This window comes from Bowmanella dokdonensis, from assembly GCF_017254865.1.
GTDB classification, from domain to species: Bacteria; Pseudomonadota; Gammaproteobacteria; order Enterobacterales; family Alteromonadaceae; genus Bowmanella; species Bowmanella dokdonensis.
This window is the reverse complement of record NZ_JAFKCV010000008.1, coordinates 84,412-102,652: the sequence shown is the minus strand read 5'-3', so window position 1 is coordinate 102,652 and position 18,241 is coordinate 84,412. Positions and strand designations below refer to the sequence as shown.

Annotated in this window: 19 protein-coding genes; 10 read left to right on the top strand and 9 right to left on the bottom strand. The window is 54.7% G+C overall.

The window, feature by feature from the left end; genetic code table 11:
• Positions 1-34: 34 nt before the first annotated feature.
• The 4 genes from tgt to secF all read left to right on the top strand — a co-directional run bounded on the left by tgt (position 35) and on the right by secF (position 4,459).
• Positions 35-1,153, top strand: a complete 1,119-nt coding sequence (gene tgt / locus J0A66_RS14500; protein ID WP_206574553.1) for a tRNA guanosine(34) transglycosylase Tgt — start codon at positions 35-37, stop codon at positions 1,151-1,153.
• A 107-nt stretch (positions 1,154-1,260) separates the two neighbouring features.
• A complete protein-coding gene (gene yajC / locus J0A66_RS14495; RefSeq protein ID WP_206574552.1) occupies positions 1,261-1,599 on the top strand; it encodes a preprotein translocase subunit YajC in 339 nt (112 codons plus the stop codon).
• Positions 1,600-1,661: 62 nt separating this feature from the next.
• Entirely contained in the window at positions 1,662-3,506 is a 1,845-nt protein-coding gene (gene secD / locus J0A66_RS14490; RefSeq protein WP_206574551.1) for a protein translocase subunit SecD, read from the top strand.
• An 11-nt stretch (positions 3,507-3,517) separates the two neighbouring features.
• On the top strand, positions 3,518-4,459 hold the full coding sequence (gene secF, locus J0A66_RS14485; RefSeq protein WP_206574550.1) for a protein translocase subunit SecF: 942 nt from the start codon (positions 3,518-3,520) through the stop codon (positions 4,457-4,459).
• 287 nt (positions 4,460-4,746) lie between these two features.
• On the opposite strand, the gene suhB is transcribed toward secF, so the two are convergent.
• Positions 4,747-5,526: an inositol-1-monophosphatase gene (suhB, locus tag J0A66_RS14480; protein WP_206574549.1), complete on the bottom strand. Its 780-nt coding sequence runs from the start codon at positions 5,524-5,526 to the stop codon at positions 4,747-4,749.
• A 177-nt stretch (positions 5,527-5,703) separates the two neighbouring features.
• Between suhB and trmJ the strand changes: the two genes are divergently transcribed.
• The 4 genes from trmJ to J0A66_RS14460 all read left to right on the top strand — a co-directional run bounded on the left by trmJ (position 5,704) and on the right by J0A66_RS14460 (position 9,002).
• Positions 5,704-6,429, top strand: a complete 726-nt coding sequence (gene trmJ, locus J0A66_RS14475; protein WP_206574548.1) for a tRNA (cytosine(32)/uridine(32)-2'-O)-methyltransferase TrmJ — start codon at positions 5,704-5,706, stop codon at positions 6,427-6,429.
• 27 nt (positions 6,430-6,456) lie between these two features.
• The gene (gene cysE / locus J0A66_RS14470) at positions 6,457-7,257 is read left to right on the top strand and encodes a serine O-acetyltransferase (RefSeq protein ID WP_206574547.1); all 801 of its coding nucleotides are present in this window, start codon (positions 6,457-6,459) and stop codon (positions 7,255-7,257) included.
• A gap of 92 nt (positions 7,258-7,349) precedes the next feature.
• On the top strand, positions 7,350-7,829 hold the full coding sequence (gene iscR / locus J0A66_RS14465; RefSeq protein ID WP_206574546.1) for a Fe-S cluster assembly transcriptional regulator IscR: 480 nt from the start codon (positions 7,350-7,352) through the stop codon (positions 7,827-7,829).
• A gap of 9 nt (positions 7,830-7,838) precedes the next feature.
• A complete protein-coding gene (locus tag J0A66_RS14460) occupies positions 7,839-9,002 on the top strand; it encodes an IscS subfamily cysteine desulfurase (RefSeq protein WP_206574545.1) in 1,164 nt (387 codons plus the stop codon).
• 75 nt (positions 9,003-9,077) lie between these two features.
• Here the strand turns inward: J0A66_RS14460 and J0A66_RS14455 are convergent, their stop codons facing one another.
• The 8 genes from J0A66_RS14455 to J0A66_RS14420 form a co-directional block, all read right to left on the bottom strand.
• Positions 9,078-9,488: a SufE family protein gene (locus tag J0A66_RS14455; protein ID WP_206574544.1), complete on the bottom strand. Its 411-nt coding sequence runs from the start codon at positions 9,486-9,488 to the stop codon at positions 9,078-9,080.
• 129 nt (positions 9,489-9,617) lie between these two features.
• A complete protein-coding gene (gene sufT, locus J0A66_RS14450; protein WP_206574629.1) occupies positions 9,618-10,151 on the bottom strand; it encodes a putative Fe-S cluster assembly protein SufT in 534 nt (177 codons plus the stop codon).
• Positions 10,152-10,177: 26 nt separating this feature from the next.
• Positions 10,178-10,537 (bottom strand): HesB/IscA family protein, encoded by a 360-nt coding sequence (locus J0A66_RS14445; protein WP_206574543.1) that lies wholly within the window; start codon positions 10,535-10,537, stop codon positions 10,178-10,180.
• Between the two features lie 9 nt (positions 10,538-10,546).
• Positions 10,547-11,764 (bottom strand): aminotransferase class V-fold PLP-dependent enzyme, encoded by a 1,218-nt coding sequence (locus tag J0A66_RS14440; RefSeq protein WP_206574542.1) that lies wholly within the window; start codon positions 11,762-11,764, stop codon positions 10,547-10,549.
• The gene (sufD, locus tag J0A66_RS14435; protein ID WP_206574541.1) at positions 11,761-13,011 is read right to left on the bottom strand and encodes a Fe-S cluster assembly protein SufD; all 1,251 of its coding nucleotides are present in this window, start codon (positions 13,009-13,011) and stop codon (positions 11,761-11,763) included. The genes J0A66_RS14440 and sufD overlap by 4 nt, the downstream gene beginning before the upstream one ends.
• The gene (sufC, locus tag J0A66_RS14430; RefSeq protein WP_206574540.1) at positions 13,008-13,769 is read right to left on the bottom strand and encodes a Fe-S cluster assembly ATPase SufC; all 762 of its coding nucleotides are present in this window, start codon (positions 13,767-13,769) and stop codon (positions 13,008-13,010) included. Before sufC ends, sufD begins: the two co-directional genes overlap by 4 nt.
• 14 nt (positions 13,770-13,783) lie before the next feature.
• A complete protein-coding gene (gene sufB / locus J0A66_RS14425; protein WP_206574539.1) occupies positions 13,784-15,220 on the bottom strand; it encodes a Fe-S cluster assembly protein SufB in 1,437 nt (478 codons plus the stop codon).
• A 333-nt stretch (positions 15,221-15,553) separates the two neighbouring features.
• Complete coding sequence (locus J0A66_RS14420) at positions 15,554-16,345, bottom strand: substrate-binding periplasmic protein (RefSeq protein WP_206574538.1); 792 nt, start codon at positions 16,343-16,345, stop codon at positions 15,554-15,556.
• A 183-nt stretch (positions 16,346-16,528) separates the two neighbouring features.
• Here J0A66_RS14420 and ndk point away from each other — a divergent pair, with 183 nt between their 5' ends.
• Complete coding sequence (ndk, locus tag J0A66_RS14415; RefSeq protein WP_206574537.1) at positions 16,529-16,960, top strand: nucleoside-diphosphate kinase; 432 nt, start codon at positions 16,529-16,531, stop codon at positions 16,958-16,960.
• 156 nt (positions 16,961-17,116) lie between these two features.
• Complete coding sequence (rlmN, locus tag J0A66_RS14410) at positions 17,117-18,238, top strand: dual-specificity RNA methyltransferase RlmN (RefSeq protein WP_206574536.1); 1,122 nt, start codon at positions 17,117-17,119, stop codon at positions 18,236-18,238.
• The last annotated feature ends 3 nt before the right edge of the window (positions 18,239-18,241 follow it).

Below are 18,241 nucleotides of genomic sequence, written 5' to 3'. Positions count from 1 at the left end.
CTTCGGACTGTTTTCCGATTCGCTGAGGAGTATCATGAAATTTGAACTGATAAATACCGACGGTAAGGCCCGTCGTGGACGCCTGGTATTTGAGCGTGGGGTGGTGGAAACGCCGGCCTTCATGCCGGTGGGCACTTACGGCACGGTCAAGGGGATGACACCGGAAGAGCTTGAAGCTACAGGCGCACAGATCTGTCTGGGCAATACTTTCCACCTGATGCTGCGTCCCGGCACCGAAATTATGAAGTTGCATGGAGATCTGCATGATTTCATGCATTGGGACAAACCTATTCTGACCGATTCAGGAGGGTTTCAGGTATTCAGCCTTGGGGATCTTCGCAAGATCAGCGAAGAAGGGGTGACGTTCCGCTCACCGATCAACGGTGAAAAGATTTTGCTGACCCCGGAAAAATCCATGCAGGTGCAGCGGGATTTGGGCTCCGATATCGTCATGATCTTCGATGAGTGTACACCGTACCCGGCCACTTACGAAGAAGCCCGTACTTCAATGGAATTGTCGCTTCGCTGGGCACAGCGCAGTAAGCAGGAACATGGCGATAATCCTTCCGCTCTCTTTGGCATAGTGCAGGGCGGCATGTATGAAGAGCTGCGGGAAGTGTCGTTGCAGGGCCTGGAGAGGATTGGATTTGACGGCTATGCCATTGGCGGCCTGTCGGTGGGCGAACCCAAGGAAGATATGATCCGCATCCTCGATCATACGGCTGATAAAATTCCGGCCGACAAACCCCGCTACCTGATGGGAGTGGGCAAGCCTGAAGATATCGTCGAGGCGGTTCGCCGCGGTATCGATATGTTCGATTGCGTGATGCCGACCCGTAATGCCCGTAACGGTCACCTGTTTGTCACCGAGGGGGTGATCAAGATCCGCAACTCCAGGTTTAAGACAGACACCGGGCCGCTGGACGAAAAATGTGACTGTTATACTTGTAAAAACTATTCCCGGTCATATTTACACCATCTCGACAAGTGCAACGAAATACTCGGCGCGCAGCTCAATACCATCCATAACCTGCGGTATTATCAACGGGTGATGGAAGGTCTGCGCGCAGCTATTGAAACGGGTAAGCTGGATAATTTTGTGCAGGAATTTTACCAGCACAAAGGGTTGGACGTACCAGAGCTGAAAGAATGAAAGTAAACCTTGGGGGTAATGAGGTAGGTGAGGTTGGACATGAACCGCTCCGGATTCTCAGAGCCGCTTTGGTTAAATAATTTTAAAAACAATACTAGGGGAATGTTATGAGTCTATTTATTTCCAACGCCTATGCCCAGGCAGCGCCTGCAGGTCAGCAGGGTGGCGGTTTTGAAATGCTGATCATGCTGGGAATTTTCGGTCTGATCTTCTATTTCATGCTCTATCGTCCACAGGCCAAACGGGTCAAGGAGCACAAGAACCTGATTGCCTCATTGAGCAAAGGCGACGAAGTCCTGACACAGGGCGGCATGGTGGGACGTATCCTCAAAGTGGCCGACGATAAGGATTTCATCGAACTGGCCCTGAATGACAGCACCAACATTGTGGTGCAGAAGTCAGCGGTATCCGCAGTGCTACCAAAAGGCACCATGAAAAATATCTGACTATAACGAAGAGGCGACTGGTTCGCCTCTTCGGCTTTTGCAGAGTATTGAAGGACAAGTTCGTGTTAAACAAATATCCCCTCTGGAAGTATCTGCTGGTGATTTTCGTGGTCGCCATCTGTGCACTGTATGCTTCCCCTAATCTCTACGGTGAAGACTATGCCGTGCAGATCTCCGCCGGCAGAAATGCCACGGTAGATACCGGTCTGCTGGATCAGGTTCGCACCGAGTTGCAACAATCCGAGGTCGAGACCAAATCCGTCAGCCTGGAGCAGGATCAAATCCTGGTGCGCCTGAAAACCGGTGAAGATCAACTGGTCGTGAAGGAAGTTCTGGAAAAGAACCTGGGTGGTGACTACGTAGTGGCCCTGAACCTGGCACCGGCCACCCCAGACTGGCTGCAGACTCTGGGGGCCAGCCCCATGAAGCTGGGCCTGGACCTGCGAGGCGGTGTGCACTTTCTGATGGAAGTGGACATGAACGCCGCAGTCAATCGTGCCTTTGAGCAGATGGAAGATGATTTTCGCAACAGTCTGCGCGAAGAACGCCTGCGTTATCGTCGGGTTGAGCAGCTTTCCGAGAGTGTCGAAATTCAGTTTCGCGATCAGGAAACCCTCGATCAGGCCATCGGCTTTCTCGAGGACAATAACCCCGGCCTGCTGTTCAGCGATGAAGGTAATCTGGTAGTCAGGGCCACGCTCTCAGAACAGCGTCTTAGGGAAATCCGTGAGTATGCCCTGAAACAGAATATCACCATCATGCGCAACAGGGTTAACCAGTTAGGGGTGGCCGAGCCGGTCATTCAGCGTCAGGGATCTGATCGTATCGTGGTGCAGTTGCCTGGTATCCAGGATACGGCCCGCGCCAAGGAAATCCTCAATGCCACGGCCACCCTGCAGTTTCGTCTGGTAGATCTGGATCACGACGTTCGTGATGCAGTGGAAGGACGGGTGCCACCCGGCTCCCAATTGCTGATGGACCGTCAGGGCCAGCCGCAGTTACTGCAGAATCGCATCATGCTGACCGGTGATCATATAGTGGATGCCAGCAGCAGTTTTGACGAATACGGTCGTCCCCAGGTCAATATCAAGCTGGACTCGGAAGGCGGTACCAAGATGTCCAATAGTACCAAGGACAATATTGGTAAGCCCATGGCCACTGTCTTTATCGAGTACAAGCCGACGGCAGAAAAGAATAAAGACGGCAAGACAGTCTTCGAGAAACAGGAAGAAGTGATCAATGTGGCGACCATACAGGCCCGCCTCGGCAACAGCTTCCGTATCACGGGTATTGACTCGCCTGCCGAGGCGCAGAACCTGTCCCTGCTGCTGCGCGCCGGTGCTTTGGTGGCCCCTATCCAGATTGTCGAAGAGCGCACCGTGGGGCCAAGCCTGGGTCAGGAGAATATCGACCTGGGTATGCAGGCGATTATCTGGGGTCTGATCCTGATCCTGGCCTTTATGCCCATTTATTACCGTAAGTTTGGTCTGGTGGCCAACGCTGCCTTGTTGGTTAACCTGGTGATGATTGTGGGGGTGATGTCCATGATCCCGGGTGCCACCCTGACCCTGCCGGGTATGGCTGGTATCGTGCTGACCGTGGGTATGGCGGTGGACGCCAATGTGCTGATCTTCGAGCGGATCCGCGAGGAACTGCGCGATGGTCGCAGTCCCCAGCAGGCCATCCACCATGGTTACGACAGCGCTTTATCCACTATCGCTGACGCCAATATCACCACCCTGATTGCGGCATTGATCCTGTTTGCCGTGGGCTCAGGACCGGTGAAAGGGTTCTCCATCACCCTGGCAATCGGCATCATGACTTCCATGTTCACGGCCATTGTGGGCACCCGTGCTATCGTCAACTCGGTATGGGGCGGCAAGCGTCTCAAGACCTTGTCCATCTAAGGGGAATGAAGATGAGAATATTTGATTTTGATAAAGAAGTTCGCTTCATGTCCCTGCGCCTGCCGGCGCTGATCTTCTCTACCATCCTGATTGTCGGCTCTATTGTCTCACTGGCCATCAACCAGCTTAACTGGGGATTGGATTTCACCGGCGGAACCGTTATCGAAGTGGGCTATCAGCAGCCAGCCAAACTGGAACAGGTACGTCAGCAGCTCAATGACGTGGGATTTGGCGACGCGGTGGTGCAGAATTTTGGCAGCAGCGAAGATGTGCTGATTCGCCTGGCGCCCCGTGAAGGGGTTAAGGCTGACACTCTGGGTGACCAGGTGCTGGCGGCCTTGCGCAGCGCCGGTGAACAGGTGGATATGCGTCGTATCGAGTTTGTCGGTCCGCAGGTGGGGGATGAGCTGACGGAACAGGGCGGCCTGGCCATGCTGGTGGCGTTGATCTGTATCCTGATGTACGTGGCTATGCGTTTTGAATGGCGTTTCGGTCTGGGGTCCGTGGCTGCCCTGATCCATGACGTGATCATTACCCTGGGATTGTTCTCGGTCTTACAGCTGGAATTCGATTTGACGGTTCTGGCAGCATTACTGGCGGTGATCGGCTACTCGCTGAACGACACCATAGTGGTGATGGACAGGATCCGGGAGAACTTCCGCAAGCTCAGAAAGGGTGAGCCGGAGGAAATCATCAACGTTTCACTGACCCAGACCATGAGCCGTACCATCATTACCTCGGGCACGACAATCCTGGTATTGCTGGCACTGTTCTTTAAAGGTGGCGCCCTGATTCATGGTTTTGCCACCGCGCTGCTGTTCGGTATTTTCGTGGGTACATACTCATCCATCTACGTAGCCAGCTCCGTCGCTTTGTTGCTGGGTATCAGCAAGGAAGACTTGATGCCTACTGAAGTTGAAAAAGAAGGGGCCGACCAGGAACCTCTGGTATAGCTTTTTATCGCAGCGGTAGTCATACCAATCGGATTAATCTTTAGTGCATTCAGCGAAAGACAAAATGTTCGATACCAAGGCGCTCGTATGAAGGTCTAGTGGCGCTAAACCGAATGCGAGCAACACAGGGAGCGCCCAGGAAGGATTATTTCTGCGTTCCGACTTCTCGACATAGCTGGAAAAAGCTGGCCTAAAGGGCGGGGAGGTCGGAGTCGGAGGTAGGGACAATGGACGGCAGATGGGCCATTACCGGCTTCCTGATGAAGCCGGTAATGGTTCACAGATGCTTAGTCTTTGAGTGACTTTACCAGTGCCTGGACAACTTTGGCGCCGCCACAGACCACGTTGCCATTTTTCATCGGTTCGTGGCCGCCGGTAAAATCTGTCACCAGGCCGCCGGCTTCCTGTACCAACAGGGCCCCTGCAGCCATATCCCAGGGCTTGAGACCTTTTTCCCAGAAGCCGTCAAAGCGACCTGCTGCCACATAGGCCATATCCAGCGCCGCAGAGCCGGCCCGGCGGATATCGCCGCACTGGCGATAGATGCGACTGAACTTGGTCAGCGAGTCATCGAACTGCTCGTCTTTGTTTTTGAACGGGAAAGCGGTGGCCAGGACTGTGCCGCCCAGATCCTTGGATTTTGAACAGCGGATCCGGTAACCGTTAAGCTGAGCGCCTGAGCCCTTGGTGGCAGTAAACAGTTCACCGCGCATGGGATCGAAAACGACGGCCTGATCCAGCCTGCCTTTATGCATCAGAGCAATGGAGACGGCAAAGTGGGGGATGCCTTTGATGAAATTGGTGGTGCCGTCGAGTGGATCGATGATCCATTTATAGGTTTCGTCCCCTTCGACAATCCCGCCTTCCTCACCAACGAAACTGTGTGATGGATAGGACTGCTGGATCTTACTGATGATGGCCTGTTCTGCTTCCCGATCGATACGGGTTACGTAATCATTGTCGCCTTTGTGCTCGGCCATCAGGTCGTCGCGGCTTTCGTAGCCACGGGCGATAATGTTGCCGGCTGCGCGCGCAGCGCGCACCGCAATATTCAGCATTGCATGCATAGAGGTCACCACCAATTTTAAAAGAACGAGTAAGGTCCCTCAGGACCGGAGAATTCCTTTGCGCTGGTCAAAAAATTACCAGTCAACAAAACGGCGCGGAGTCTATCAGACCTGAGTGAAATTGCAAAGCCCAACTGTGTTATGATGCGCGCCATCTGAAAGTCAGGAAGGTTGGGAATGCAGAATATCAGAGTGGTGTTGGTCAACACATCTCACACCGGCAATATTGGATCCGCTGCCCGGGCCATGAAAACCATGGGCCTGAGCGAACTTTATCTGGTCGACCCCATCAAGGCGCCGGATGGCCAGGCCAGTGCGCTGGCGGCGGGCGCTACCGATATTCTGGCTAATTGCACTATAGTGGAAACCCTGGAGCAGGCAGTGACCGGCTGTGGCCTGGTGGTGGGCACCAGCGCCCGTTCCCGGACCCTGTCCTGGCCCATGCTGGATCCCCGGGAATGCGGCGAAAAGCTGGTGGCAGAAGCCGACAGTTACCCGGTGGCCCTGGTGTTCGGCCGGGAGAACAACGGCCTGTCTAACGAAGAGCTGCAACAATGCCATTTTCATGTCTGTATTCCGGCAAATCCCGAGTACAGCTCATTGAACCTCGCCGCGGCCGTACAGACCCTTTGTTATGAAGTAAGAATGGCTCATCTCAACCGCGACAAGCTGCCACAGGTGGAAACAGATTACCCACTGAGTGAAGATCTGGAACGTTTTTATGCACATTTGGAACAAACCCTAAGTAAAACGAATTTTATTGTTGCCAACCATCCGGGTATGGTGATGGCCAAGTTACGTCGTTTGTTCAACCGGGCCAGACCGGAAGCCCAGGAACTCAATATCCTGCGCGGCATGCTCTCCTCCGTGGATAAACTGACAGACCGGAATAACCAGGCATAACCCGCAATCAGGCCAGAGCGCACTTTCATGTTTGAACGGATAAAAGAAGATATTCAGAGTGTATTCCATCGCGATCCTGCAGCCCGCACTACCTTTGAGGTATTAACCAATTACCCGGGGCTGCATGCCATCTGGTTTCACCGGCTCAGCCACAGGCTATGGAAGGCTAACTGGAAATGGCTGGCCCGCACGATTTCAAGCCTGGCCCGCTGGCTGACCGGTATTGAGATTCACCCGGGGGCGACGCTGGGCCGACGGTTCTTTATCGATCATGGTATGGGCGTGGTGATTGGCGAGACGGCCGAAATCGGTGATGACGTGACCCTCTATCATGGCGTGACCCTGGGCGGCACCAGTTGGAACGCCGGCAAGCGCCATCCCACACTGGAAAACGATGTGGTTATCGGGGCCGGGGCGAAAGTTCTCGGACCCATCACTATAGGGCGGGGCGCCAAGGTGGGCTCCAATTCAGTGGTGGTTAAAGATGTGCCTGAAGAGGCGACGGTGGTTGGCATTCCGGGCCGCATCGTGGCGCACAAGCAGGATCACGACAAAGCCAACAGCCGGGATCGGATTGCCAGGAAATATGGTTTCGACGCCTATGCAGTGTCACCGGACAATCCAGATCCGGTGGCCAACGCCATTGGTCGTATGCTGGACCACGTGCACCTGCTGGACACCAAGGTGGAAGATATGTGCAAGGCTATCAACAAGATGGGCGGACAGGTCTGTGAAGATTCCCTGCCAAGCATCGAGCTGGAGGATTTTGAAGGTCTGGACGGGGAACAGAAAACCACCCCCCGGGATGCGTTCGATCCTAAGATCTGATGCTTAAATACCGGGGCAGATGTGGGGCAAATACTTTACTAAATTAGTCAAGTATGGCAAGCTTTTGGCCAGTCAAAGCAAGAGATTCAGGCATGAAACTGACGTCCAAAGGCCGATATGCGGTCACTGCCATGCTGGATGTGGCACTGCACTGTGAACGTGGTCCCGTGCCCCTGGCAGATATCTCAGAGCGCCAGGAAATATCCCTGTCCTATCTGGAGCAATTATTTGCCCGCCTGCGCAGACAGGAACTGGTCAGCAGTGTGCGGGGCCCGGGAGGCGGTTATCGCCTGGGACGAGACGCGTCACAAATTTCAGTGGGCGAGGTCATTCAGGCGGTAGACGAATCAGTGGATGCCACCCGCTGTAGTGGCAAGTCGGATTGCCAGGGTGGGGAGCGATGCCTGACCCACAGCCTGTGGAGTGACCTGAGCGATCGTATTGCCCTGTTCCTCGATGGTATTACCCTGGGAGAGCTAATGGCCAAGCAGGATGTTAAACAGGTCGCCCAGCGCCAGGACAAGCACAAGCAAATAGCCGATCCCGATCTGAAAATCACCTTGCAGGTATAGTGCAAGCCAATGAATTTACCTATCTATCTTGATTATGCCTCGACCACGCCGGTCGATCCGCAGGTGGCTGAGGTCATGATGCGGCATCTTACCCTTGAGGGTAACTTCGGCAATCCCGCATCACGCTCCCACCGTTTTGGTTGGCAGGCAGAGGAAGCCGTGGATATTGCCCGTAACCAGATTGCCGATCTGGTGGGTGCCGACCCGCGGGAAATCCTATTTACCTCGGGCGCGACAGAGTCTGACAACCTTGCCCTCAAGGGCGCGGCCTACCGATACGTAGACAAGGGCCGCCATCTGATTACGCTTTCCACCGAGCACAAAGCGGTACTGGATGCCTGTGCGCAACTGGAAAGGGAAGGGTTCGAGATCACCTATCTCACGCCAGGGCCGGACGGCCTGGTGAATCTGGCAGAATTTGAAGCGGCAATCAGGCAAGATACGGTGCTTGCGTCAGTGATGCACGTCAACAACGAAATCGGCGTGATCCAGGATATACGGGCCCTGGGTGAGATCTGCCGTCGCCATCAGGTGCTGTTTCACGTGGACGCGGCCCAAAGCGCCGGCAAGTTGCCCATTGACCTTCAGCAGTTGCCGGTGGATCTGATGTCGTTCTCGGCTCATAAAATATACGGACCCAAAGGAATCGGCGCCTTATATGTGCGGCGTAAGCCGAGGATTCAGCTCCAAGCCCTTATCCACGGTGGCGGCCATGAGCGGGGCATGCGTTCCGGCACCCTGCCGACCCATCAGATTGTCGGCATGGGCGAAGCCTTTGCCCTGGCCGGCCAGTTAATGGAAAGGGATAATCAGCGGATTCTGGCGCTACGCAACAAGCTCTGGCGGGGAATACAGGATATTGCGGGGATCCAACTCAATGGTAGTGCAAACCAGCGGGTGGCCGGTAACCTCAATGTCAGCTTTGCCGGGGTGGAAGGGGAAGCCCTACTCATGTCACTCAAAGATATCGCCGTGTCCAGTGGCTCCGCCTGCACCTCCGCCAGTATTGAGCCGTCCTATGTGCTCAAGGCTCTGGGCTTGTCGGATGAGCTGGCCCACAGCGCGATCCGATTGTCGGTGGGCCGCTACACCACTGACGCGGATATTGGATACGCCATTGGTCATATCAGGCAGACGCTGGATACCCTGCATAAGATGGCGGTCAGCTGGTAGTTCAGTCTTAACGTTATAGCAGCAAAAAAGCCCGCTTTGCCTGCGGGCTTTTTTGTAGGGTTGACGAACACCTGGCTAGCGGCTTTCCCTGGCAATATCCTGTATTTTACTGACGATAGCCCGCAAGCCGTTGCCCCGGGTGGGGGTGATGTGGCGCTCCAAATCCAGTTGCTGGAAGTAATCGTCGATATCGAAGGTCAGGATCTGCTCAGGCGTTTTGTTGTTGTAGGCCGCCATTACCAGGGCAAGCAGTCCATTGACGATAATAGCGTCACTGTCTACCGCAAAATGCAGTACCCCGTTTTCCCGGTGGGCCTTGAGCCACACGCTGCTCTGACAACCCCTGACCAGTCTGTCCTCGGTCTTGTCCGCCTCATCCATGGGCGGCAGGCTTTTGCCCAGATCGATGATGTACTGATAGCGCTGCTCCCAGTCATCGAAAAAGGCCAAATCATCTACGATTTCTTCACTGCCGGGTAATTTCATCTGTTGTCTCGTTACTTTGCTCCAGGGCGTGTTTATCTTTCATATTGGCCTCTGTTGAGAGCTAAAAATCCCTCAATCAAGGCGCGAGTAACGCCGTTTAGCCATCTAAACAAGTTGGGACTGTCACTGCTAGAAAAACACACCCGCTTCAAGCTGGGCTTCCTCACTCATCATCTCACGGGACCAGGGCGGATCGAACACCAGCTCCACTTTCACCTGTTCCACATTGGGCACCATGGCTACCCGGTATTCCACGTCACCCACCAGCACCGGACCCATGCCACAACCGGGAGCGGTCAGGGTCATCTGAATATTGACGATTTTACTTTGCTGGTCGATCTGCACCTCATAGATCAGACCAAGGGACACCAGGTTAATGGGAATTTCCGGATCGTAGATGGTTTCCAGAGCCTGCCAGACCTGGGCCTTGTCGATATTGTCGTCGGCAGGGGGAGTGAACTCCAGCTTTTGCGGTTTACGGCCCAGTGCATCGGCATCGGTACCGTCAATACGCAGCATATTGCCTTGCCAGGTGACCGTATAATTACCGCCCAGATCCTGAGTCAGGGTAACAAACTCCCCCTCGGGTATGATCTGCATCTGCCCTGAAGGAACGCGCCGGGCTTTGCAGTCCCGCTGAGTGACCACCATTTTCTGCATGATTGGGCCCTTCTATCCTTGCCTGAGGGTCAATTGATGCTGAAGCTTTCGCCGCAGCCGCATTCATTCACCACATTGGGGTTGTTGAATTTGACTACGCCGTTGATGCCTTCCTTCACATAGTCAATTTCTGTATCCCGGACCAGGTTCAGGGCATCGAAGGCTACCGCGACGGTGAGTTTGTCGCTGGCCTTGATCAGGGTGTCGGTGGACTCAGCCGCATCTGCCAGATCCAGCACATAGGCATAGCCGGTGCAGCCACTGACTTTGGTGGACAGACGCACCATCTTGCCCGGCTGGCTGGCCAGCTTCTTTTCAAAATGACGCACCGCCTGATCGGTGAGTTTGATCACCGGCGTGTCGGGAACAAAGGTTTCAACGTTACTCATTACATCCTCCTAAGCCAGCATCATCTGGGCTTTCTTCAAAGCCCGGAACAGGGAGTCCACTTCATCCAGGGTGTTATATAAAGAAAACGAAGCCCTGGCGGTGCCGGGCACCCCGAGGCGGCGCATCAGTGGCTGGGCACAATGGTCACCGGTACGGATGGCGATGCCCTGACGATCGAGTATAAAGCCCACATCAGCCGGATGGCTGCCATCGATAATAAAGCTCAACACCCCTATCTTATCTGGCGCCGAACCGATGATTTTCAAGCCGTCGAAGGCCATGGCCTGTTCGGTGGCGCTGGCCAGTAACTGTTTTTCATGACTTTGCACGGCTTCCAGATCCAGCTTGCTGAACCAGTCAATGGCGGCTGCCATACCGATGGCACCGGCAATATTTGGTGTTCCGGCCTCCAGGCGATTGGGTAAAGCGCCCCAGGTGGAGGCTTCGTAACTGACCCTGGCGATCATCTCACCACCGGTTTGCCAGACAGGCCAGTCTTCCAGCACGCTGCCTCGCCCCCACAGGACTCCGATGCCAGTGGGGCCGAACAGCTTATGGCCGGAAAAGGCATAGAAGTCACAGCCGATATCCTGTACATCGACGCCGCCATGGGCAATGCCCTGCGCGCCGTCTATGACCACCAGGGCGCCTTTTTGTTTGGCCAGAGCGGCCAGTTTTTTAATGGGATTGACCGTGCCCAGCGCATTGGAGACATGGGGAAGGGCCACCAGCCGGGTGCGCCCGCTAAGCATGTCTTCAAATGCCTGGATATCCAGCGCGCCGTTGTCGTGGATGGGCACTACTTTGAGGATCGCCCGGCTCCTGGTGCAGGCTTGCTGCCAGGTCACCAAGTCCGCGTGGTGTTCCATCTGCGTAACCATCACCTCGTCGCCTTCCTGCAGTCGTTGGGCGATGCCATTGGCGACAATGTTCAGGCCTTCGGTTGTGCCGCTGGTCCAGATTACCTCTTCCCGACTGTTGGCGTGGATAAAGTGGGCCACCGAGTCGCGGGCTTTTTCATACCGGCGGGTGGCCTCATCGGAAAGGGCATGGGCACCGCGATGCACATTGGCATTGCACTGGGTATAAAAAGCCATGATGGCATCCAGTACTGCCTGCGGCTTCTGCGTAGTGGCGGCATTATCCAGATAGACCAGGGGGTTACCGTCAATCTCTTGAGCCAGAATGGGAAACTGCTCTCGCAGCGCACGGACGTCCAGACTCATTTGACCTCCATCTGGCGGAACCTGTCTTTCAGCCTGACTTGCAACCACTCCCCCAGTACCCGGTTGGGCATCTGATTGACCAGTTCCTGGATAAAACCGAAGTTCAGCATCACCAGTGCCTGGCTGCGTGGAATTCCCCGGCTTTGCAGATAGTACAGGGCGCTCTCCTCGATCTCGGCCACGGTGGCGCCGTGGGCGCACTGTACATCGTCGGCGTAAATCTCCAGCTCGGGTTTCGTATTGATCTGGCCGCGACGGGACAGCAGCAGATTACGGTTGTTCAGCTCTGCCAGAGTCTTCTGGGCATCGCGATGAATATGAATGCGGCCGTTGAAGACGGCTTTGGCCCGGTCACCCACTATGCCACGGGCATTTTCTTCTGTGGTGCCGTGGGGGACCCTATGTTCTATGGTGCTGTGCAGGTCGAAGGTCTCGCCGCTGGCCAGCAGATAAATGGCATTGAACTTGGCAAAGGCATGGGATTCGGCATGCTCAATGTCCACGTCCAGGCGCGACAGATCGCTGCCGTACGCCACCAGGTGGCTGTTGAGCTGGGATTTTTCCAGCAACCTGAAATGGCTGCCGCCCAGTTGCACGGCCTTCGCCTGGTGCAGGGAGAGGCGATAATGTTCCAGATAGGCTTGGCGTCCCAGTTCATATTCGGCAAAGGCCGTACTCAGACTGGGATCCTGTCCCTCACCCTGTTCGATGACCGTCAGTCTGGACTTTTCGCCTAATCTGACCAGGATACGGGTATGGGATTCCCCGCCCAGCGTGCAAAGTTGTACCAGCCTGACTGGCCTGGCGATGCTTGCCCCATCGGCGACTTCAATGATCAGGCCTTGCTGGGCCAGTACATCATTTACCAGACCGAAGAGATGACGTTTAGGCTTGATGTCGGCGAACAGATCGGCGCCGGACTCATCGTCGGCTTCGCTGAGATTTCTGATGCGCAGTCCCGCAGGCAGCGAGCACTGCTTGAGATCGGTTTGCAACTGGCCGTTGACGAACACCAAGTCCAGACTCTCCAGCCCTGCGATCTGATCGTAGGGCACCTGAGTCGCCTTGTCAGAACCGGATAGCTGCAATTGTTCCAGTGGCGTCAGGGAGGTGTACTTCCAGGCTTCGACACGGCGGTTTGGCCAGCGCTGTTCGCGCAACTCGGCCAGTGACTTCTGGCGAATGGGCCCCAGCCAGTCCTGAACTTCGCTGGCCCGGTCAATTACCTGTTCCAGCCATTGACTCATGCCCCGGCCTCCTTGGATTTGTCCCCCAGCCAGGCATAGCCGGCTTTTTCCACTTCCAGAGCCAGGGAGGCATCACCGCTTTTAACGATTTTGCCGTCGGCCAGGATATGCACAAAATCCGGTTTGATATAGTCCAGCAGTCGTTGATAATGGGTGACCACAATAAAGCTGCGCTCTGGGCTGCGCTGGCTGTTGACGCCATTAGCCACCACTTGCAGGGCATCGATATCCAGGCCGGAATCAGATTCATCAAGGATACAGAGCTTCGGCTCAAGCAGGATCATCTGCATGATTTCATTGCGCTTTTTCTCGCCCCCGGAGAACCCTTCGTTCACTCCTCGTTTGAGAAAATCCAATGGCAGGTTGACCTGTTTGCAAGCTTCCTTGGCTTTTTTCAGGAATTCTGCGGCGGTCAGCGGCTCCAGGCCCTGCTTTTTGCGCATGGCATTAACCGATTCTTTCATAAATTCCATATTGCTAACGCCGGGGATCTCCACCGGGTACTGGAAGGCCAGGAACAAACCCTCACGGGCGCGCTCTTCGATATCCATCTCTAGCAGATCCTGGCCTTTGAACTCCACGCTGCCTTCACTGACTTCGTAACCTTCGCGTCCGGACAATACGTAGCCCAGGGTACTCTTGCCCGCCCCATTGGGGCCCATAATGGCATGGACTTCACCCGGCTTGATATTCAGATCCAGGCCCTTTATGATGGTTTTATCTTCGACGCTGGCGTGCAAGTTCTTAATTTTTAACATCTTATTCCCCAAACTTAACCTACAGAACCTTCGAGACTGATCTCGAGTAACTTGCCCGCCTCCACGGCGAACTCCATGGGTAATTCCTTGAATACTTCCTTACAGAAACCGTTGACTATCATGGAGACGGCTTTTTCAGCATCCAGACCCCGCTGCTGGCAGAGGAACAACTGTTCGTCGCTGACCTTGGAGGTGGTGGCCTCGTGTTCGACAATGGCTGAAGGATTGCGGCTTTCGATATAAGGAAAGGTATGGGCGCCGCATTGATCGCCTATGAGCAGCGAGTCACATTGGGTAAAATTACGCGCACCGTCTGAATTGGGACCCATCTGCACCAGTCCGCGATAGGCATTATTGCTCCTGCCTGCGCTGATACCCTTGGAAATAATGGTGGATTTGGTGTTTTTGCCCAGATGGATCATCTTGGTACCGGTGTCTGCCTGCTGTCGTCCGCGGGTCAGGGCCACCGAATAGAATTCACCTACGCTGTTGTCGCCTTTGAGTACGCAACTGGGGTATTTCCAGGTAATGGCCGAGCCGGTCTCCACCTGGGTCCAGGAGATATGGGCATTGTTATGGCAGATACCGCGCTTGGTCACAAAGTTGTAGATGCCGCCCTTGCCCTCTTCGTCTCCCGGGTACCAGTTTTGCACCGTGGAATACTTGATCTTGGCGTTGTCCATCGCCACCAGTTCAACTACTGCGGCATGTAATTGGTTTTCATCCCGCTGAGGTGCGGTACAGCCTTCCAGATAGCTCACATGGCTGCCCTCGTCGGCCACGATAAGGGTTCGCTCAAACTGACCGGTATTCTGCTCGTTGATACGGAAATAGGTGGACAGTTCCATAGGACAACGCACGCCCTTGGGAATATAGACAAAGGAGCCGTCGGTGAATACCGCGCTGTTGAGGGCGGCAAAGTAGTTGTCAGAACGGGGAACCACCGTACCCAGGTATTTTTTAACCAGTTCCGGGTATTTGTGCACCGCCTCGGAGATGGGACAGAATATCACTCCGGCTTCTTCGAGCTTCTCGCGAAAAGTGGTCACCACCGACACCGAGTCAAATACGGCGTCCACCGCCACACCGGCCAGCATTTGCTGCTCATGCAGGGGAATACCCAGTTTTTCATAGGTACGCAACAACTCCGGGTCCACCTCATCGAGTGACTTGGGCTTGTCCTTCATGCTCTTGGGCGCTGAATAATAGGAGATGGACTGGTAATCGATCTTCGGATAGTGCAGGTGCGCCCATTCGGGCTCCTCCATCTTCAGCCAGGACTCATAAGCTTTCAGACGCCATTGCAACATCCACTCGGGCTCGTTTTTCATTGTCGAAATACGGCGGATCACTTCCTCGTCGAGTCCGACGGCAAAGGTTTCCGATTCGATATTGGAAACGAATCCGGCTTCATACTTGCGCGCTAGCGCCTGTTCGATCTGTTCACTCATAGTCTGGTCTCGATCATTGTCTGGGTGCGGCATCTGTCTTTACCATCACTTACGCAAAACTAAGGTAATGGACCGCACCGGTTCAAGCTTTTCGCCCTGAAACCCTAATGTAACCTCTGAGGGGTCTGTTGCCCGGGTCCTGTGTTGGATATCTCCAGAGACGAGGTGAAATCTATCCTGTCGTACTGTCGCCGATTCTATATTACCTGAGCGTTTTACTCAAGTATTGGCCGGCCATCCGGGCGAACAACCCGGGCCGGATAAAACGGCGCGCACTATACCACTTTGTTCGGCTTCAGGGTACGGCAGACAAGACGTTTGAAGGAGCAGGGTCTATCTCGCCGGTTGCAAGTCACTGACAAAGCACAATGGGCCTTGCTTATCATCTTGTCGGCCGGAGGGGCATCGCTCGAGCAGAAAAGGCTCGCCGGCGCTGGAAAAGATGGCCCGCAGACTGCCGTCGTCCATCATGGATGCCAAGCGGACATCCCAATGCTCTGCCAGTAGACGGCCCTGAAGTGTGGGTTGGAATCCCGGGTACAGCCGCAGGAGAGCAAGGGGGGCGAGGACCAGCTCAGACTGCATGGCAGGATGCTGCCCGAGGTGGTCCTGAATATTCCACCAGTCATCCAGTACGTAGCCAATACGTCCCGCTTGCAGCATGCGCAGGGCCACCTGCAGGTCGGGCACTTCGTAAGCCTGCATATCCAGTTCCGGCAGATACTGATTGAAACTGTATTCGGCTATCCAGGCCACCCGCTCATGCTTCAGGCTCTGCGCCCCCTGCCAGGCACTGTGGGGAAGCCTGACCACACAGATAAGATCGGCATCAAAGGGGTAGACTGGGTACAAGGCCCAGGCTTCCTCTGCCAGATAGGAAGCGAGCCAGAGGTCTGCCTTGCCTTCCCTGACCAGATGTTTTGAACGGGCATAGGTGGTAAACAGAAATTCCACTTTATAGTCCGCATATACCTGCTTAAGTACCTGCTGATAAATACCCAGACCTGTCTCGACAGTAAAGTTGGGTGGCCAGACAGCTGTGGCTACCAGAATCCTGCCGGGTTCCCTGGCGATACAGGTGAGACTCCAGAGCAGCCACAGCAAACTCACTAATACAGGGCGCATACGGGATGGTTGGACGGTGGAATCTTAGATTAACTAAAGTTCACCCGGGCCGGGATTTCAACGTCTGGACCAACACCAGGAAGAGCCAGGAAGATTTATTGTCCGGTGAATAGTAAAGCGGGCAGATATTGCATATAATCCGCGCTCAAAATTTTAACCCACTTTGAATTGGAGACTATAACCATGGCTCTGGAGCGTACTTTTTCAATCATCAAGCCTGATGCCGTAGCCAAAAATGTGATTGGCGCCATCTATAACCGTTTCGAATCTGCCGGTCTGCGTCTGGTTGCTTCCAAGATGCTGCACATGAGCAAGGAACAGGCTGAAGGTTTCTACGCCGAGCACAAGGAACGCCCCTTCTTTGCAGCCCTGGTTGAGTTTATGACCTCTGGCCCTGTAATGGTGCAGGTACTGGAAGGCGAAGAGGCCGTGCGCAAGAACCGTGAAATCATGGGCGCCACCAATCCCAAGGATGCCCTGGCCGGTACGCTGCGTGCCGACTACGCGGTGAGCATCGATGAAAACGCCGTGCATGGTTCCGATGCTCCTGAATCAGCGGCCCGCGAAATAGCGTACTTCTTCTCTGATGAAGAAATCTGCCCTCGCACCCGCTAAGCTTGCCTGCGCTTAAAAAGGGAGCTTCGGCTCCCTTTTTTGCGCATTGGGCCGGCAAACACCGGTTTTAATTGATGGGTAAAAAATGTACAATTCTGCCCCCTTTGGGGTATATCTGCACAAAGATAAACACGCCGAACGTTTGAGGTATCTTGCATGGCTACAGCGAAAACCAACTTGTTGGATTTGAATCGTCAGGGATTGCGGGACTTTTTTGTCAGTATTGACGAAAAACCGTTCCGCGCGGACCAACTGATGAAGTGGATCTACCAGGCCGGCTGTGATGACTTCGCACAGATGACCAATCTGAACAAAAGCCTGCGCGCCAAGCTGGCGGAAAAGTCCGTGATTGAAGCCCCGCAGATTTCACGGCAGCAGAATGCCACCGACGGGACCATCAAGTTTGCCCTGATACTCAAAGGCGGTCAGGAGGTGGAGGCCGTCTGGATCCCCGAAACGGACAGGGCGACCCTCTGTGTCTCCTCGCAGGTGGGATGTGCATTGGAATGTACTTTCTGTTCCACGGCTCAGCAGGGCTTCAACCGCAACCTGTCAGTGTCTGAGATCATCGGCCAGGTCTGGCGGGTGGCTAAGACCATAGGGCTGTCAAAAGACACGGCCAAACGTCCCATTACCAACGTCGTAATGATGGGAATGGGGGAACCGCTGCTGAATCTTAAGAACGTAGTGCCGGCCATGGATATCATGCTGGACGATTTCGGTTTCGGTCTTTCCAAGCGACGGGTGACCCTGAGTACCTCTGGGGTGGTGCCGGCTTTGGACCTGCTGGCGGAGCAGATAGATGTGGCCCTGGCCGTGTCATTACATGCACCAACAGACGAATTGCGTGATGAGATAGTGCCGATCAATAAGAAGTATCCCATTGAGGTATTGCTCGCCGGCATCCGGCGTTATCTGGCCAAGTCCAATGCCAATCAGGGGCGGGTGACTATTGAGTATGTGATGCTCAATGGAGTCAACGACAGCACCGATCAGGCCCATCAACTGGCCCGAATACTCAAGGACACACCGAGCAAGATTAACCTAATTCCCTTTAACCCCTACCCAGGCTCTCCCTATACCTGTTCCAGCAATTCGCGTATTGACCGCTTCTCCAAGGTGCTGATGGAATACGGCTTTACCGTAGTGGTGCGCAAAACGCGGGGCGATGATATTGATGCTGCCTGTGGTCAATTGGTCGGCGATGTAGTGGACCGGACCCGGCGGATGATGAAAAAACAGATGAAGGGTGAGCAAATTTCAGTAAAAATGGCCTAATCA

Excerpts from the sequence above, each read along its gene's own strand:
- tgt (WP_206574553.1), top strand. The coding sequence starts at position 35 with ATGAAATTTGAACTGATAAATACCGACGGTAAGGCCCGTCGTGGACGC.
- yajC (WP_206574552.1), top strand. The coding sequence starts at position 1,261 with ATGAGTCTATTTATTTCCAACGCCTATGCCCAGGCAGCGCCTGCAGGT.
- secF (WP_206574550.1), top strand. The coding sequence starts at position 3,518 with ATGAGAATATTTGATTTTGATAAAGAAGTTCGCTTCATGTCCCTGCGC.
- suhB (WP_206574549.1), bottom strand. The coding sequence starts at position 5,526 with ATGCATGCAATGCTGAATATTGCGGTGCGCGCTGCGCGCGCAGCCGGC.
- trmJ (WP_206574548.1), top strand. The coding sequence starts at position 5,704 with ATGCAGAATATCAGAGTGGTGTTGGTCAACACATCTCACACCGGCAAT.
- cysE (WP_206574547.1), top strand. The coding sequence starts at position 6,457 with ATGTTTGAACGGATAAAAGAAGATATTCAGAGTGTATTCCATCGCGAT.
- iscR (WP_206574546.1), top strand. The coding sequence starts at position 7,350 with ATGAAACTGACGTCCAAAGGCCGATATGCGGTCACTGCCATGCTGGAT.
- J0A66_RS14460 (WP_206574545.1), top strand. The coding sequence starts at position 7,839 with ATGAATTTACCTATCTATCTTGATTATGCCTCGACCACGCCGGTCGAT.
- J0A66_RS14455 (WP_206574544.1), bottom strand. The coding sequence starts at position 9,488 with ATGAAATTACCCGGCAGTGAAGAAATCGTAGATGATTTGGCCTTTTTC.
- J0A66_RS14445 (WP_206574543.1), bottom strand. The coding sequence starts at position 10,537 with ATGAGTAACGTTGAAACCTTTGTTCCCGACACGCCGGTGATCAAACTC.
- J0A66_RS14440 (WP_206574542.1), bottom strand. The coding sequence starts at position 11,764 with ATGAGTCTGGACGTCCGTGCGCTGCGAGAGCAGTTTCCCATTCTGGCT.
- sufD (WP_206574541.1), bottom strand. The coding sequence starts at position 13,011 with ATGAGTCAATGGCTGGAACAGGTAATTGACCGGGCCAGCGAAGTTCAG.
- sufC (WP_206574540.1), bottom strand. The coding sequence starts at position 13,769 with ATGTTAAAAATTAAGAACTTGCACGCCAGCGTCGAAGATAAAACCATC.
- sufB (WP_206574539.1), bottom strand. The coding sequence starts at position 15,220 with ATGAGTGAACAGATCGAACAGGCGCTAGCGCGCAAGTATGAAGCCGGA.
- J0A66_RS14420 (WP_206574538.1), bottom strand. The coding sequence starts at position 16,345 with ATGCGCCCTGTATTAGTGAGTTTGCTGTGGCTGCTCTGGAGTCTCACC.
- ndk (WP_206574537.1), top strand. The coding sequence starts at position 16,529 with ATGGCTCTGGAGCGTACTTTTTCAATCATCAAGCCTGATGCCGTAGCC.
- rlmN (WP_206574536.1), top strand. The coding sequence starts at position 17,117 with ATGGCTACAGCGAAAACCAACTTGTTGGATTTGAATCGTCAGGGATTG.